This is a genomic window from Rhodoferax lacus, assembly GCF_003415675.1.
GTDB classification, from domain to species: Bacteria; Pseudomonadota; Gammaproteobacteria; order Burkholderiales; family Burkholderiaceae_C; genus Allorhodoferax; species Allorhodoferax lacus.
This window is the reverse complement of record NZ_QFZK01000051.1, coordinates 1-1774: the sequence shown is the minus strand read 5'-3', so window position 1 is coordinate 1774 and position 1774 is coordinate 1. Positions and strand designations below refer to the sequence as shown.

Annotated in this window: 4 protein-coding genes and 1 pseudogene; 1 reads left to right on the top strand and 4 read right to left on the bottom strand. The window is 54.2% G+C overall.

The window, feature by feature from the left end:
* A pseudogene (locus DIC66_RS23550) lies at positions 1 to 150 on the bottom strand (HipA N-terminal domain-containing protein); the annotation flags it as partial.
* The gene (locus DIC66_RS22710) at positions 151 to 411 is read right to left on the bottom strand and encodes a helix-turn-helix domain-containing protein (RefSeq protein WP_117180454.1); all 261 of its coding nucleotides are present in this window, start codon (positions 409 to 411) and stop codon (positions 151 to 153) included.
* Between the two features lie 53 nt (positions 412 to 464).
* Here DIC66_RS22710 and DIC66_RS23030 point away from each other — a divergent pair, with 53 nt between their 5' ends.
* Entirely contained in the window at positions 465 to 659 is a 195-nt protein-coding gene (locus DIC66_RS23030) for a hypothetical protein (RefSeq protein WP_147321408.1), read from the top strand.
* On the opposite strand, the gene DIC66_RS22705 is transcribed toward DIC66_RS23030, so the two are convergent.
* Together DIC66_RS22705 and DIC66_RS22700 are read right to left on the bottom strand one after the other, a co-directional pair.
* A complete protein-coding gene (locus tag DIC66_RS22705; protein WP_117180453.1) occupies positions 631 to 966 on the bottom strand; it encodes a helix-turn-helix domain-containing protein in 336 nt (111 codons plus the stop codon). The genes DIC66_RS23030 and DIC66_RS22705 overlap by 29 nt on opposite strands.
* A 148-nt stretch (positions 967 to 1114) precedes the next feature.
* Positions 1115 to 1774: type II toxin-antitoxin system HipA family toxin (locus DIC66_RS22700; RefSeq protein ID WP_147321407.1), on the bottom strand; the 660-nt coding region annotated here is incomplete at its 5' end.

The window sequence follows — 1774 nt, the reverse complement described above, 5'->3', positions numbered from 1 at the left end:
TGAGAGCGATAACGGCCGGCCAAGCCTGGATTGCACCCAAGCCTTGTCGTATTGCAACTGCATGTCACCGCGCGCGGGAATGGTCCACTCTCCTACTCTGGCGCCATTGCTCCAGATGGATAGACTGCGGCTGTGCGAGCGGCGTCCCATTTACCAATCCGCCTTTTCAAGCGTTTCCGCGCTTGCGCCACGCTGCCCTACGCTCAATTCCAAGCCCAGTGCCGCGCACCAAGCCAGCAACTGTTCCAGGCTAATTTCTCCGGGGCGTTTTTCGAGATCAGAAATGCGCGACTGCGCTACCCCGACCTTGGCTGCGACTGCACCTTGGGTCATTTTTTGGGCTTTGCGCGCAGCCAATAACTGCTGGCCCATCTGGGGGGCGCTCAGGATCACGAGGGTTTGAGGCAGCATGACGAAAATTATCGCTATTTAAGATATATAGACGATATCCGAATCACAGATAAATGCAAGAAATCATTTTGGACGATATTCCAGATTTATCTGCAAAAGAGATAAATGGTAATTTCAATTCAAAACTGCCGTGTAATGGGGGCGATGCACTACACGTCATTGCCCTCGTTAAGGACACCAACGAACTGGTTGGCAAGGTCAATCAGAGTACGCATACCGTCAATCTTTTTGTTGAGGGGGTTCGATAGTTGCTGCCCGTTCTACATCACGCTTTTTTCGTCCCTTTTGTGCGGGCAAGCCACCTTTAGCCAGCAGCCTCTCCCACTCTTCTCGGGACTCTTCGGGAATGTTCACCGACAGGGTGACGCCAATTTCCACAAGCAGTTTGAGCACCAAGCCCAACTGCACGGTCGGTTTGCCGTACTCGACATCGGACACAAACTGCTTGCTGACACCGGCGATCTGCGCAAGATCATCCAAACGAACCTTGCCACTGCGCCGGGCAGCGCGCAGGGCCAAGCCTAAATCAGCAACTGTTTGGATGGGTAATTGCATTCAAGCATTCCTATGATTGCAGGATTTTTAGATAAACGCGTAAACACCGACACACAGTTCCTGCGTTTGCAGGATTTTCTTGGACGCGCTCACCAAATGCTGGTGCGCAATTGACCTCAAGGCCACCTGGCGTGGGTCTATGAAAAGGCTATTTGAGCTTCTTACGCATTTCTGCGGTACTGATGGCATCGATGTGGCGAAAAGCCGTCTCCACTTTGTTGATCTGTTCGCCCGGCACGCCAATGGCCTCAAAACTCACTTTCCATTCCCGCACTTTTTCCCACACCTGCGTAATCACCTCAGCGGCAGCCTTCTCGGAAAGCCTGAACAGGCTGTGCGCCGCAAGCGCGTTGTCCAGATGGGCGTATTTCCCCTGCGGTCCAACGCTGAGGTGCAGGTAGCGGTCCTGGGCAACGCTGGTGTTGGGTGTCACGTCATACAGGGGGCTGAGTCGCCAACCTTTGTACTTCGGGTCCCACACAAAGCCGTGGTTGCGCAGGTGATCATCGTTGTTGGTCACAAAGATGTTGTAGACCATGCGACGAAACAAATCTTTGACGTCAGCCACGACGACTGCGGGGTGGCAGTACTTGCGGATCGCATCCGCCAGGTCACCATACGACTTGGTGATGGAATCGGTTTCATGGCAGCCCAGGAGCGTGAGCCCGCTGATGAAGGCCAGTCGCTTTTCAACGCGGCCATTACCCGGACTGGCCAATGCGAGTGTGTCCACCCCAGCATGTACTTCCGGATCATCAGGCAGCGACCAGTAGCGATCAAACCGCTGTATCAACATGGCGGTGCGGTC

Bases quoted from the DNA above. Each gene is read 5' to 3' on its own strand.
- DIC66_RS22710 (WP_117180454.1), bottom strand. From the start codon at position 411: ATGCTGCCTCAAACCCTCGTGATCCTGAGCGCCCCCCAGATGGGCCAG.
- DIC66_RS23030 (WP_147321408.1), top strand. From the start codon at position 465: ATGCAAGAAATCATTTTGGACGATATTCCAGATTTATCTGCAAAAGAG.
- DIC66_RS22705 (WP_117180453.1), bottom strand. From the start codon at position 966: ATGCAATTACCCATCCAAACAGTTGCTGATTTAGGCTTGGCCCTGCGC.